Below are 13,572 nucleotides of genomic sequence, written 5' to 3' on the forward strand. Positions count from 1 at the left end.
GTTGCCCCCCGACTACCTTTTCCGCCGCCATGCAGCGGCCGCAAGGGCGCCTGCAGCCAAGGCCAGAGTGAACGGCTCGGGAACTGGGTTAGCCACCACGCTCACTTCATCGATCATCGTATTGCCGTTGGTTGTGTTGTTCGTCAGGGACGCCAGCTTGAACACGTTGGAGGAGCCCGCGACGTTTGTGAAGTTGAGGGTCACGAGTTCCCACGTTGCCTGCGCGGCACCGAGCACGACCTGTTGCGTTTCGCTACCGAGGCTGACGTCGATGGTTCGGTTGAGAGCGTCCTGCCGCCACTGGGCGCGGAAGGTGACGGTGTGGGTGGCGCCGTTCGTGGTCGCCAAGGTCTGTTCGACGCTGCCCGGGCCCGGTGAGCCCACAAGGTCGAGAGCGGCGTTGCCCGCGTAGATGTAGCTCGATTGGGGCGGTATGACGATGTCAACGCTGCCACCCGACGGCCCGACGGTCCAGTTCGAGATTCCCGCGTTGCCGGCCAAGTAGGTAAGGTAGCCGGTTCCTCCACTGTTTGCCGCGCCGGAATCGTAGGTCTCGAACCCACCGTTTTGCACCAGATTCACGGCTTGCGCCGTTGGGTTCAGCCCAGCCAGCGCGAGCACGGCACCCAGCGCGAGTCCCATGGACCGCCTGTTCAGACTGCACATTTCACTCAGTTGCAATTTCACGAACATTAGTATAAGGAGCTCGCTCGCAGCGGACAATACTCCTTCCCGAGATCCCGTAAATTTGCCTGGTGAAGTGGCACGAGTTCATCTTCCCGTAAGGAAGCCTTATGGATTCAAAGGCATACCCGCCTGACGGCGACCGGCGGTCCTTCTGGTTCGCAAGGGCGTTCTAAACCTCTGCCGACGCTGAAGCAGGATGACCAGGCGGTGATGCAGACGGTCTTACTGGCCATCTTTGAGACAGCGAGTTCTCAAGCCGAGGTGGCACCTACGCGTTGCTCAAGCGTCTCAGCCTAGAGAAGGTGGGGATGGTCGTGCCCGATCAGGATCGCCGGGTGTGAGCGCGACTCGCCCTCGCCGCTCCCCCGTTTGCGGGAGAGGCGGCGAGGTGAGCGAACCCGTTGGGGCCGGGCGAACAGGGACGAGGAGCGAGGTCTACGCTCGTCGCCGGCGGCGCAGGGTGGCTGCGGCGCCAAGCCCGAGGACGAGCAGGGTGGCAGGCTCGGGAACGGGCGTGTAGAGACCGGGGTTTCCTGTGTCGCCCGCGCTGCTTATCCACGATCCAAAGCTGTCGCCAACGAATGACTGTTCCCACGCCGCATCGTTGTTGAGACCGAGTTGGCTCAGCGGGCCGTTGCGGCTGATGGTGGGAGTGGGGTTCTGATTGTCAGGGTAGTTGAGCGTGTCCACCAGAACACCATTGTTGTCGAAGAGATTCATGCCATCTGCGTTCGAACTGCTCAGGTTCTGATCGTTGAGTTCGGAAACCTGAACGTTGCCGGCCAGACCCCACGCGGTGCGGAAGTCGGCGGCGAACACGTCGGTCATGATCACCGACTCACCCGGCGCAACGACTCCGAACGTGAGGAGGTACGCACCGGCGGCGGCGCTGCTGTCGTCGAAACTCCAGCCAGTCATATCGATTGCGCTGTTGCCGATGTTGGTGAACTCGACAAATTCGCCTTGGCCGATCGAGCCTCCCACTTCGTACTCTGTGATGCGCATCTGCGCCTGGGCACCGACCGCCGTCGCGAACGCCGCCATCATTGCAAGTCGTTTCATGGTTTTTCTTTCTCCTTCTGCGCTAAATCAAAGATGCGCTTTGATGAGAATGCCGAGCGTCGATTAAGAACCGGTTATCGGAAGGTTAAGCCTCCCCGGCCTCGGCGACGATCCCCGTCGTACAATGGCGCGGGCCCAACTTGGCACCGTGGGTCCTTGCAACCACCAGGTGAACGTGTTCGTCGACGATCTGTGGCTGGCCAGCACGCGACACGAATCCGTGCTGCACACGCTGACGCCGATCTGAGTTGCGATTGCGGGCAAGGACGTTTATGATCCAGTTAAGGACTGACGATGAGGCTTGAGCAGTGTCCCATGGGACCGGAGGCATGAGCATGATCGGCGCGGCGCTCATGCTCCTCTTCGCGCGGCTGTACTACTGGGTCGGCAAGCAGGAGTATCGACGCGGAATCTTGCTTGCCGAGATCAGCGTTATTCTGTGGATCCTTACGGACTTCTGCCTAGGCTTGGGCTGGATGGGTGCCTTCGTCGTGCAGGTTCTGCTCTATGTTGCTCTGACCATCGTCAACATGGTCCGGGGCCCCAACTTCAAGTGAAGGGCCACCGTGTCAGCGCTTGCGATCTCGAGCGCACGACAAACGACAAACGACAAACGAAGAAATGGTGCCCAGGAGAGGACTCGAACCTCCACGTCCTTGCGGACACTGGCACCTGAAGCCAGCGCGTCTACCAATTTCACCACCTGGGCGGGCGACCCCGATTATAGCCCCTCCAACCCACGTTTTCCGCCCCGTGTCAAAGATATACTGAGCCGCCGCGATCCGGGCTGGCCCGGATTCTGCGCGGAAAGAGGTGTCTCTGTGATTCGACATGCCGTTCTCGTCGCCCTCGTGGCGGGGGCTCTGATTCCGTGCACTTCCGACGATCAGGCGTACTTCGCCATCCTCGCCGAAACCAAGGTGGGACGCATGGCCGGAATGCCTCCGATCGATATCGGCGACCTTCCCCCCGGCTTCAAACTGCCCCCCGAAGCCATGATGTTCTCGGGCAAACCAGTCCGTGCTCTGAGCATTCGTCTCTGGTCCCCCAGCATCGCCCCGCCCGATGCCACCGCCTCCGTGGTTCCGCCGGACGGACTCAAACAAGGCAAGAAGCTCGATCTCGCTCTGTACCGGCCCGAAGGAACGTCCAGCGGCCGCGCCACACAGGACTTCGACCCCGACTCCAACCCCGAGTTCACCATCAAGATCTACTGGGGCTCCTCCGAGACCGTCAAGGATGGACAACCCAAGATCATCAAGTGGGCAGGACTCACGGACGAGCAGAAGGAAGCGATGAAGCAGCAGGCACGCGAAGCGCGCGCCGGAAGCTCCTACTTCTACAAGGCGGGATGGACCACCGGCTACTGGCCCACGAAGTCGCAAGCCGGATCGATCGATGCCAACGCCTCGCTGGTGGGCAAGTACTCGCTCACGACGTCCTACACGGGCAACGTCGAGATCGAGGCGCCCGCCGACGTGGACTTCCTCGCCGGCATCCAGATGTCTTCGCCCAACCTCGACAAGAAGATCGACCTGAAGAAGGCGATCAAGTTCAAGTGGGACCCCATCGAGCACGCCCTCGGCCTCAACGCGTCGATCATCGGGATGGAAGGGAAGAACACCCTGATCATCTGGAGCTCCTCCGAGGTCTTCGCCGAAGGCCTGATGGGCGACATGGGCTACCTCCAAATGGCGGAGGTGCGGGATTACGTCGAGAAAACCATGTTCATGGCGGGCGATCGTACGAGCGTGGACGTGCCCGCCGGGATCTTCCAAAACGCGGACATGGCGATGTGCACCATGGCCGGCTATGGTCCGGGAGCCGCGCTCGCCAAGGCCCAGCCGCTGCCGCGCATCCAAACCAAGACCACGCTCCAGCTCATGCTGGGCGGCAAGAAGATGACGGGGTTCGACGCCCGACGCTAGCCATCGCCCGCCCCTCGAGGCTCGCTTCGGGGGGCGGGTATGGTCCGGGCATGCTGACCCGGCGCGCCCTTCTGCGGCACTCCGCCCTGGCCGCGGCCGGGGCGTGTCTGCCGCATTGGGTAAGTGGGCGCGCGAGGGACGACGCCTTGATTCGGAAAGACGACCTCGCCTTCCTTGAGGCCCTCGCCCGGGCGACCGTCGCCGCAGCCACGATTGCACCCGGAACAGAAACCGGCAACACGGTCGGGTTTCCCCTTGTCACGCCCGGCGGCCACTATCCCGCGCTCTGGGTGCGCGACTTCTCGATGGCGTGCGGCTGCGGACTGCTCTCCGCCCAGACCATGCGCGACCACCTGCGCCTGATCGCCAAGACGCAGAACGGCCCCGACGAACGGCGCCTCGCAAGCGGCGCAATCATCCCGCCGTTCGCCATCGCCGACCACATCAACTTCGACGGCCAACCCGTGTTCTATCCAGGCACGTACGATGCCGGCGAACACCAGGGCGGCGAACCGTGGGGCGTCCTGCCGCCGGTGGACGATCACTACGAATTCATCCATATCGCCGCCCAGCTTTGGAGGACCACGCGCGACGCGACCTTCTTGGCGGAGCGGATCGAGGGACGCACCCTTTGGGAACGCCTCCAACTTGCGCTCGATGTGCCGACCGTCGATGACGCCTCAGGCATGATCAAAACCGACGTGGCGCGACGTGCGGTCGGGTTCGGTTTCTGCGACACGGTTTTCCTCACCGGAGCGATGCTCTTCGCCTCCCTGCTGCGCTATCGCGCACTGGGCGAGATGCTCGAACTCAGGCATGCAGCGGGACACCCAGACCCCATCGGCAAGTACGCATTTTTCCAGGAGTGGATGGCCATGCACCTCGCCGAGACCTTCGGCTCCGACGGCTGGTTGTCGGCCGCGACCGGCGTGGGACGCCAGCCCGATGTGTGGGGCACCCTATTCTCGCTCGATTTGGGCGTGCTGAAAGGGAAGCGCAAGGAAACGGCGCTCGACGTGGTGGTCGGTGCCTTCGACGCGGGCTCGATCACGTTCGAAGGGGCGGTCCGCCACGTCCCGAGGGACCATGACTTCTCCCCGACCTCGGCCTGGGAGAAGACGGCGGGCGTTCCGCTCAACACCTATCAAAACGGCGCCTACTGGCATGTCCCCACGGGGTGGCTCGCCCGAGCCTTGGCCCAGCGGGACCCCAACCGGGCCAAGCGCGTGGTCAATGCGATGATCGCCCACTTCAGGGCGGAGGATTGGCGCACGCATGACCGTCAGGGCGCGCCCTGGGAGTGTCTCGGGGCCAAGGGCTACCGGCAAAACCCGGTCTACATGGCCTCGATCACGATGCCTCTACAGTCGCTTCGCGCGAAAGCGTCGATCTGAGGAGATTTCCCGACATTCTCGGCGCACAATCGCTTCATGGAGCGATTGCGTGGCCTCTTGCTGGGTCTGATGTTGGTGGCTGCCTGTGGGGCAACGGCCCAGGAAGGGAACCTCGGGCGGAGCGCGCGCGCCTCTGCCTCGGAGTTTCAACCCGGGTTGCCCGCCAACCTCGCTGTCGATGGCACGATGGACACGCGCTGGTCCGGCATCCCCGGCCACAACAGCGGCGTCTGGTTCCAACTGGAGTGGGGCCGGCCCGTGGAGATTGCCGAATTGCTGGTCCGACAGTACGGGCGCTACACGTTTGAGTGGGACGTCGAGACGTGGGACGACACGGCGGGCCGATGGATGCCGGCCGGACACTTCGGCAAGCCCAACGTTCGCCTTCCCGGTCTTGTGCTGTGCCCGATTCAACCCGCGCGCACCACGTCCCGCGTCCGGATCGCGAACATCACCAATGGGCCGAGCTTCACCGAAGTCGAGGTCTATGGACCCGCCCACCGCCACCTGCCCGAGGTGCATCTCGCGTCCGACCTGCGCGGCAACTTTGTAGGGATTCTCTGCGACTCGCTGGGTGCCCAGCCGCTCGCGGGACACTTGGTCGACTTGGAAGGGAATGCCGGCGGCCATGCTTGGAGCCGAAGGGTGGAGACCGACGAGCACGGGATGTTCTTCGCCCCGATGCCCGTGGGTCTGAGAGGCATGGTCCGCGCCACGTCTTTGGGCGCCACCCCCGCGCAGCTTCCGGCGATCGGATTCCAGCGGGCGGTGACCCCCCTCGGACCCGACGCGCAAAGGACCGAACTGGCCAAAGGCTGGCGCTTCGCGCTCGATCCACCCCAGGGGTTCGAACGCCCCGCGTTCGACGATGCTGGATGGTCGCCCATCGCGGTGCCCGCGCACTGGGAGATGGAGGGGTTCCGCTCGCTCTCGGGGCGCGGGGGCTATCGGGTCCGGTTTCCAGCGCCTCCAGGCAGCGGCCGCGCTCTGTTGCGGTTCGACGGCGTGTACAGCGGCGCCCGCGTGTGGTTGAACGGCACCGAGGTGGCGAGGCACGAGGGGGGTTTCACCCCGTTCGAGGCCGACGTGACCCACCTGTTGCGCCCAGAAAACGTGCTTGCGCTCGAGGTGGTGGAGCACACGAACGTGAGCGACAACCTCGACAAGATGAGCCAGTACGCGGACTTCCCGCTGGCCGGCATCATCCGCAAAGTCACGCTCGTCCGGGTGCCCAGCGTCCACGTCGAGGCGCTCGAGCAGAGCTGCACGTTCGCCGCGGGCGTTGCCCGCGTGGAGGGGACGGTTCGTGCGATCAACCGCTCGCCGCGCGCCGTGGCGGCCGGAGGCGCCCGGCTTTCTCTGCTAGAACCTGACGGTACCCTTGTCGCCCGAACGACGGCATCGCTGGCGCGTCTCGCTCCCGAGGCCGTGGGAGAAGGGTCCTTCGCGCTCACGATCCCCAACCCTCGCGCGTGGAGCGCCGAGAGCCCGACCCTCTACACGCTGCGCATCGAGCTGACGGACGGCCGTACGACCGTTCAGACCCTCGATCAGCGGATCGGCTTGCGCGAGACGCGGGTGGTGGGTTCCGAGGTGCTCATCAACGGCCGACCCGTGAAGTTTCGCGGCACGTGCCACCACGATTCGCACCCGTTGCTGGGCCGCGCGGTCACCCCGGCGCTGACCCGCCAAGACCTGCGCATGATGCGCGAGGCGAACCTGAACGCCGTCCGCACCTCGCACTATCCGCCGATCCCCGAGCTGGTGGAGGATGCCGACGAGATGGGGCTTTACGTGGAGGACGAGGCCGACTTTTGCTGGGTCGGGGTCGCGGACGATCTGCGCAACGTGCCCCGAATCCTCCAGCTCACCGGAGAGTTGCTGGCGCGCGACCGCAACCACCCCTCGGTGTTCATGTGGTCGCTTTGCAACGAGAGCGAGTTCGGGTTCGCCTTCGAGCGCAGCCACGAGTGGGTGCGGAGGGTGGATCCCAGCCGGCCGACGGGCGCGGCCATCAGCGCTCCCTTGGAAATCGCCACACTGCACAACCCCATCTCGGTGGCGCGCATCGCCGCCAACGAGACGCTGCGGCAGCCCTTGTTCTTCGATGAGGCCTGGTGCATCTTCCAAGGCATCTTTGGCGACGTCGGGGAGATGTGGGTGGACCCTGGGATTCGCGATTACTACGCGGCGCCCCTGCAGGAGATCTACCGCGCGTTTATGCAGAGCAAGGCGACCCAGGGCTCGATGATCTGGTGCTGGGCCGACGACCTGTTTTGCGTGCCAGGCCGAGGTCTCGAATATGGGCGGGACACCACGCGGAGCCATTTCGCAGATGCCGCCTACACCTTGCCGGGAAGGGGGATCGTGGGCGATGCGCCGTGGGGTGTGGTGGACGGATGGCGACGCCGCAAGCCCGAGTTCTGGATCGTGAAGAAGCTTCACTCTCCCGTCAAGATGCGGGAGCGGCAGGTGTCTCTCGCGCGCGACTTGACGCTCGAGGTGTCCAACGAGTACGACTTCACGAACCTGTCTGCCATTCGGACGACCTACGCGATCGGGGATCGAAGCGGAACGCTCCATCTCGACGTGCCGCCGCGATCGAGCGGGCGTTTCACGATTCCGGCGATCCCGTCCTTCCAAGCGGGGGAAGACCTGCGGATCGTCTTCCGTGCCCTCGACGGGGGCGTGATCGACGAGTTTCGATTCCCGACCTCGTCCCCTGCCGAAGTCAAGCCCACGCTCGCCACACGGCCGATCGTGATCCGCGAGGAGAGCGTGTTGGCGGGGCAGAGCGTGCACCTCGTGGGCGACGGGTTCGAACTGGCGTTCGACCGGGGCGGGGGTTTCCTGCGCCGGTGCGTGCGGGGGCGTTCCCCATTGCTGCTTGAGTTTCCGGCCGTGCACGTCCTTCGGGCGGACGCGCCGGAGGCCCCCCTCCCCGGCCGCAACGAGTGGCGCCTCGAGGCGATGGACGTCAAGAAGGAGGGCGTCAACGTGCGTGTTGTTCTGAAGGGTCGCTACCGGGAGTTCGAGGGCGGCTACGACCTGCTCGTCTCACCCGAGGGGGAGGTGACGGTCCGGAGCCGGTTCCAGTACACGGGCGAGGAGTTTCGGGCAAGGGAGGTCGGCATGCGCTTCTCGGTCCCGCGCGCGTGCGACACCTTCTCCTGGCATCGGCTGGCGGAGTGGGGCGCGTACCCTTCCGACCACATCGGGCGGCCCGTCGGAACGGCCCGTGCCTTCCCGCAACACGGCACCGAAGTTCCCCCGAATTGGGCTTGGAGCCAGGACCTCTCCCCAATGGGCTCGAACGACTTTCGCAGCACGAAGCGCAACGTCGTCGATGCCGAGATCGCGTATCCCGACGGGGTGGGCGTGCGGGTTTGGTCGGGAGGCAAGCAATCGGTCCGGGCGATGGTGGAGACCGATCGCATCAGCGTGCATGTGAACGACTGGTATGGCGGCACCCACGTGGGTTGGAACGAGTGGATCTCCAACTACGGGGCGGGGAAGCTCGTCAAGACCGGCGACGTGATCGAGTCGACGCTCCGGCTGCGGCTGTGAGGGAACGGGTTCCTCGCAGCGCGAAGAACCCGTCCGACGGATTCGGCTACGCCTTGCGGCGGCGCCGAAGGAGTGCGCCGGCGCCCAGGGCCACCAACCACAAACCACCAACCACAAACCATAATCCCAGCCATGCCGCGCCCGCTGACTTTCGGCAACTCCTCGGTCCACGTCGGAATCGACGATCGCTGCCAGATCCGCGATCTCCATGCGGCACCCCCTGGCGGGCACCTGGAGAACCACCTCAACGGGCACCCGATCCGGCTCGGCTTTTGGACCCCGCGGGGTTTTGCTTGGACCACCGATCCCGGGTGGGTCATCACGATGGGGAGGGAGGGTCCGGTGGGGACCACCCGACTCAGGCACGAACGCCTCGGCATCGACGTGACGGTGCGGGACACCCTGACGGGCTCCGTCCTGACGAGGCGATTCGAGTTCGCGAAGGGCGGGGAAGTGCGTTTGTTCACCAGCCACGACCTTCGGCTCTCAGAGTCCGACGTGGGCGATACCGCCCTCTACCACGCGGGTCTGGACGCACTCGTGCACTACAAGGGCCGCATCTGGGTCGGGTTTGCGGCGCACAGCGCAGGTGGAGGTCTCGCCGGGTTTGCCACTGGCCTCAAGGCGTTCGACGGCCACGAGGGAACGTGGCGCGACGCCGAGGACGGCCTGCTCGAGGGCAAGCCCATCAGCCAGGGCTCGGTGGACTCCACGCTCATGGTCCGTCTGGAGTCGGCCGAAGGACAATGGGTCGAATGGAAGATGGCCGTCGCCCATTCGCAGAGTGAGCTGGAGGAGTTGTTGGCGGACCTCCCACCGACAAACGACCGACGACCAACGACCCACACCCTCTTTGACGCGAGCCTCGACCAGATCGAGGCGCACACCCATGGACGCGGGGCGATTCTGGCGGCGATGGACTCGGACATCATGGCCACCAATCGCGCCACCTACACCTACGTTTGGCCTCGGGACGGAGCGTTGGTGGCGTGGGCGCTGGACCGAGCGGGCCGGCACGAGCAAGCGCGTGGGTTCTTCGAGTTCGCCGCGTCTCTCGTCGAGAGCGACGGCCCGCGCCTGTTTCAGAAGTATCACACCGACGGATCCCTCGGGGCGAGTTGGCATCCTTGGACGAAGGGCGCGCGGCCCCACCAGGGCGACCAGTTGCCGCTCGTGCTCCACGCACTGGCCCTGCATCCCTCGCCGGTGTGGCATGAGGCCACGGTGCGAAAGGCCGCCGAGTTCCTTGTCAAGGATCGGGACGCGAGGACCGGCTTGCCTCTTCCCAGCTACGATTTGTGGGAAGAGCGCCTGGGCACCCATACCTTCACGGTGGCGGCTGCGATCGCGGGTCTTCGAGGCGCGGCCCGACTTCTGGGCGATTCGGGGTTCGACGCGGCGGCGGACGAGATGACGGCCTCGCTGGAGCAGCACCTAGTGAACCGCGATACCGGAACGTTGCTTCGCGGCCTCGACACCCGGGGGACACCCGATGCCACCCCCGACGCTTCGCTGCTCTTGGTGCCGTTGCTGGGCGTCTTGCCGTTCGAGCACCCGGCCATCGCCGCCACGGTGCCGTGGCTGGAAGAGAGGCTCTGGGTGCATTCGGAGGTCGGAGGGCTGGCCCGCTACCCGGGCGACTACTACTTCCGAAGGAGCGACGCCTATCCGGGCAACCCGTGGGTCATCACCACCCTTTGGCAGGCGAGGTGCCTCTGCCGGCTCCCCGGCCGGTTCTCACGGGCCGAACAACTGGTGGGTTGGGCCGCGGCGCGTGCCAGCGACACGTGCACCCTTCCGGAGCAGGTGCATCCGGAGTCGGGGGAGGTGATGGGGGTGAGCCCGCTCACCTGGTCGCACGCCGAGTTCGTGCATGCGACGCTGGATCTCAAGCTGGTGTCTTCAGGCGTTTGAGTCAACCGCGTGCCGACGAGGCCGAATCGCAAGGGGAACGAGGACTGCGCCGGCCAACCACCCACCCACCAGGCCGCACGTGAACCGCGTTCGCGTCGCGGCGGCCTCGGAATACGCTTCACGATCCAGTTGTGGAGTCGGTTCCGCCTGCGCCGCCCAGAGGCTGCGCAGATTGCCCTCGACGACGGGAGGGACCATCGAGGGAACCGATCCACCTCGCAGCTCGACCTGGCGCCTGTTCCAAGCGTCCATGTCGAGGACCTCGGGCGTGTACGTCTTGTAACGATCGGGAACGGCGGTGTCCAGCGACTGCAGCCGCTTGCGGTGGGCCAGCTCCTGTTGCCAATACGCGTCGACCACCTGTCGTTGTCGGGGAACGGTTACATTGACTTGAAACGCCCACACGAAGGCACCGAGGAGAAGAGGCTCCAGCATCACGGCAAGCATGGTGGCACCCCGAGTCTTTCCCAGCCGTGGAGCTTGGATCGATGCCGGTAGGATGATGGCCAAGCCCAAAACAAGGACGCCGATACCAAGAAAGAGGAGACCGACCAATCCGGCGGTGACCCCTTCCGAGCCACTGCGGAGCGCCAGGAGACAGGTGATTCCGATGAGCAATGCCACTACGGCGACGAGGGCGGGTGCCATGTAGCCCAGGAACTTGTCGACCTTCGCGAAGTGCAACCGGGCAAAGAAGAGGCCGGCTCCCACGCAAAGGCCGAGTGCTCCGCCGACAGCCACCGCAATCACCCGGCCATTCTAACACGGGGTCAGCGCGATTCGGGACCAAGGGCTGCATCCAGATCGCGGATCAGGTCGTCCGCGGATTCGATTCCGATCGAGGCCCGGACGAGATTGTCGCTGATCCCGATCTCGGCGCGCACTTCGGGCGGCACCGAGGCGTGCGTCATGATCGCGGGATGTTCGATCAGGCTCTCCACGCCGCCGAGCGACTCGGCGAGCGCGAACAGCTTGACCGAGGAGAGGAAGCGGCGCGCCTCCGCCAATCCGCCCTTCGGGAAGAAGGTGATCATTCCGCCGAACCCCGAGCACTGGCGCTTCATCAGCTCGTGGTCGGGATGCGATGGGAGCCCGGGGTAGAGCACCCGCTCGACGCGGGAGTCGGCCTCCAGCCACTGGGCGACCTTCATCGCGTTCTCCGCGTGTCGGTGCATGCGTACAGCCAGGGTCTTGATGCCGCGCAGAACCAGCCAGCAGTCGAAAGGACCGGGCACCGCGCCCACGGCGTTCTGAAGGAACTTCAGCCGGTCGTACAGGTCGGGTTGCTTCGGCTGTTTCGCCAGGACGAGGCACCCCATCACGACGTCGGAGTGGCCGTTCAAGTACTTGGTCATCGAGTGCATGGCGATGTCCGCGCCGAGGTCCAGCGGACGCTGGAAGTAGGGGGACATGAACGTGTTGTCCACTGCGAGCAGCGCGCCGTGCTCCTTGGTGATCTTCGCGACGGCGGCGATGTCGACCACGTTGAGCATGGGGTTCGTGGGCGTTTCCGTCCACACGAGTTTCGTGTTCGGCTTCAGGGCCGCCCGCACGGCGGAAGCGTCCTGCGTGCGCACGAAGTCGAACGCGATGCCTCGGCGCGAGGCGACGCGCGACATGAGGCGGTACGTGCCTCCGTAGAGGTCGTCGCCCGCCACCACGTGGTCTCCGGCATCGAGCAGGTTCAGCACAGCATCGATGGACGCGAGGCCCGAGGCGAACACGAGCGCCTTCGAACCTCCCTCGAGGGCCGCCAATTGGCGTTGGAGCACGGTTCGGGTGGGGTTGTCCGTGCGCGAATACTCGTAGCCCTTGTGCTCGCCGGGCCCGGCCTGCGCGTAGGTGCTCGTTTGGTAGATGGGGGTCATCACCGCGCCCGTCTGAGGGTCCGGCTCGACGCCCGCGTGAATCGTCATTGTTTCAAACGCGTGCGGGTCTTGCATCAAGGTAGATTGTGACGGGTTTGGGCGGCTCGCGGCGCGGGTCGTCCGTCCTTTGGAAGGCACCCGGCAACGGCGCCGAGGATTTTCTATGGCCGACGAGACCATTCACTCCAACATTCTCTCCTGCGTGGGGAACACCCCGCTTGTCCGTTTGAACCGCCTCGGTGCGGAGTTCGGGTGCGAACTGCTCGCCAAATGCGAGTTTCTCAACCCCGGCGGCTCCGTGAAGGACCGCATCGGCGTACGCATGGTCGTCGAGGCCGAGCGCGAGGGGCGCATCAAGCCCGGCGACACGCTGATCGAACCGACGAGCGGCAACACGGGCATCGGGCTCGCGCTCGCAGCGTCCGTGATGGGTTACAAGCTCATCGTGACCATGCCTGAGAAGATGAGCATGGAGAAGGAGTTGGTGCTCAAGGCGCTGGGGGCCGAGATCGTCCGCACGCGCAGCGAGCTCGCGCACGACCACCCCGAGTCTCTTTTCGGTATCGCCCACAAGTTGCAGCGCGAGACCCCGAACTCGCACATCCTCGACCAGTACAAGAACCCGAACAACGTGCTTGCGCACTACCACGGGACCGGGAAGGAGATCGTGGAGCAGACCGGCGGCCGGTTCGACGCGCTGGTGGTCGGGGTGGGCACGGGCGGCACGATCACCGGGTGCGCCAAGCGGGTGAAGGAAGAGGTTCCGGGCGCCCGCATCGTGGGCGCGGATCCGGTGGGCTCGATTCTCGGGGGCGGCGACGAGGTCGCGCCGTACCTGGTCGAGGGCATCGGCTACGATTTCTTCCCGGATTCGCTCGACAACACGCTCGTGGACGAGTACGTGAAGACGCGCGACAAGGAGTCGTTCGCGCTCGCGCGCGCGCTGATCCGCGAGGAGGGGATGTTGTGCGGCGGCTCGTCCGGCTCCGTGCTCTACGCGGCGCTCGAGATTGCCAAGCGCAAGCCGGGCCAGCGGATCGTGATGATCTTCGCCGACTCGGTCAGGAACTACATGAGCAAGTATCTGTCGGACGAGTGGCTGGCAGAGAAGGGCCTCCTGTAAGGGCGGGGTCCGCCGACAAACGATCCACG

At 65.2% G+C, this 13,572-nt stretch carries 10 protein-coding genes and 1 tRNA gene; 6 read left to right on the forward strand and 5 right to left on the reverse strand.

Translation table 11 applies throughout. The features are described 5' to 3' along the window. Positions 1-12 precede the first annotated feature (12 nt). The gene (locus M9921_08730; protein MCO5296929.1) at positions 13-687 is read right to left on the reverse strand and encodes a DUF642 domain-containing protein; all 675 of its coding nucleotides are present in this window, start codon (positions 685-687) and stop codon (positions 13-15) included. A 435-nt stretch (positions 688-1,122) separates the two neighbouring features. Then, the gene (locus M9921_08735; GenBank protein ID MCO5296930.1) at positions 1,123-1,749 is read right to left on the reverse strand and encodes a lamin tail domain-containing protein; all 627 of its coding nucleotides are present in this window, start codon (positions 1,747-1,749) and stop codon (positions 1,123-1,125) included. Between the two features lie 329 nt (positions 1,750-2,078). Here M9921_08735 and M9921_08740 point away from each other — a divergent pair, with 329 nt between their 5' ends. After that, positions 2,079-2,306: a hypothetical protein gene (locus M9921_08740; GenBank protein MCO5296931.1), complete on the forward strand. Its 228-nt coding sequence runs from the start codon at positions 2,079-2,081 to the stop codon at positions 2,304-2,306. 65 nt (positions 2,307-2,371) lie between these two features. On the opposite strand, the gene M9921_08745 is transcribed toward M9921_08740, so the two are convergent. Beyond that, a tRNA-Leu gene (locus tag M9921_08745) sits at positions 2,372-2,458 on the reverse strand. Between the two features lie 112 nt (positions 2,459-2,570). On the opposite strand from M9921_08745, the gene M9921_08750 reads away from it, so the two are divergent. The 4 genes from M9921_08750 to M9921_08765 all read left to right on the forward strand — a co-directional run bounded on the left by M9921_08750 (position 2,571) and on the right by M9921_08765 (position 10,552). After that, on the forward strand, positions 2,571-3,677 hold the full coding sequence (locus tag M9921_08750) for a hypothetical protein (protein ID MCO5296932.1): 1,107 nt from the start codon (positions 2,571-2,573) through the stop codon (positions 3,675-3,677). A 50-nt stretch (positions 3,678-3,727) separates the two neighbouring features. After that, positions 3,728-5,071, forward strand: coding sequence for a hypothetical protein (locus tag M9921_08755; GenBank protein MCO5296933.1), 1,344 nt, complete (start codon positions 3,728-3,730; stop codon positions 5,069-5,071). A 36-nt stretch (positions 5,072-5,107) separates the two neighbouring features. Next, entirely contained in the window at positions 5,108-8,638 is a 3,531-nt protein-coding gene (locus M9921_08760) for a hypothetical protein (GenBank protein ID MCO5296934.1), read from the forward strand. A gap of 132 nt (positions 8,639-8,770) precedes the next feature. Continuing rightward, positions 8,771-10,552, forward strand: a complete 1,782-nt coding sequence (locus tag M9921_08765; GenBank protein ID MCO5296935.1) for a hypothetical protein — start codon at positions 8,771-8,773, stop codon at positions 10,550-10,552. On the opposite strand, the gene M9921_08770 is transcribed toward M9921_08765, so the two are convergent. Both M9921_08770 and M9921_08775 read right to left on the reverse strand, forming a co-directional pair. Next, positions 10,541-11,302 (reverse strand): hypothetical protein, encoded by a 762-nt coding sequence (locus M9921_08770; protein ID MCO5296936.1) that lies wholly within the window; start codon positions 11,300-11,302, stop codon positions 10,541-10,543. The genes M9921_08765 and M9921_08770 overlap by 12 nt on opposite strands. Positions 11,303-11,322: 20 nt before the next feature. Next, complete coding sequence (locus M9921_08775) at positions 11,323-12,495, reverse strand: cystathionine gamma-synthase (GenBank protein ID MCO5296937.1); 1,173 nt, start codon at positions 12,493-12,495, stop codon at positions 11,323-11,325. 88 nt (positions 12,496-12,583) lie between these two features. Between M9921_08775 and M9921_08780 the strand changes: the two genes are divergently transcribed. Further along, positions 12,584-13,543, forward strand: coding sequence for a pyridoxal-phosphate dependent enzyme (locus M9921_08780; protein MCO5296938.1), 960 nt, complete (start codon positions 12,584-12,586; stop codon positions 13,541-13,543). Positions 13,544-13,572: the final 29 nt, after the last annotated feature.

This window comes from Fimbriimonadaceae bacterium (assembly GCA_023957775.1).
Classification (GTDB): Bacteria; Armatimonadota; Fimbriimonadia; order Fimbriimonadales; family Fimbriimonadaceae; genus JAMLGR01.